Source organism: Mesorhizobium sp. M8A.F.Ca.ET.202.01.1.1 (assembly GCF_004791595.1).
In the GTDB taxonomy this organism is placed as follows: Bacteria; Pseudomonadota; Alphaproteobacteria; order Rhizobiales; family Rhizobiaceae; genus Mesorhizobium.
Genome location: NZ_SRUN01000163.1, coordinates 1 through 331, shown reverse-complemented (window position 1 = coordinate 331; position 331 = coordinate 1). Strand labels below are relative to the sequence as shown.

General features: G+C 66.8%; 1 protein-coding gene. It reads left to right on the top strand.

Annotation, left to right across the window (positions count from 1 at the left end):
• Window positions 1–19: 19 nt before the first annotated feature.
• Window positions 20–331: FAD binding domain-containing protein (locus EN845_RS34320; protein WP_189587441.1), on the top strand; the 312-nt coding region annotated here is incomplete at its 3' end.

Sequence of the window (331 nt, the reverse complement as noted above, 5' to 3'; positions counted from 1 at the left end):
CGACCACCAAGGGGAGACGATGCGTTACATACGTCCGCTTTCAATCGAAGATGCCGTTGGCGAGCTCGCCAAGGCGGTAGGCCCCGCCGCGATCCTCGCCGGGGGCAGTGACCTTTTGGTGAGGATGAAGGGCGGCTTCATCGAGCCCGAGCTGATCGTCGACATCAAGGCGATAAGCGGCCTGGCCGACATCACCGAAACGGCCGACGGCTTCCGGATCGGCGCCGCGGTGCCCTGCGCTGTGCTGGGCGAGAACAAGGCGGTGCGCAAGGCCTGGCCGGGCGTGGTCGAGGCGGCCAATCTGATCGGCTCCAAGCAGGTGCAGGGCCGC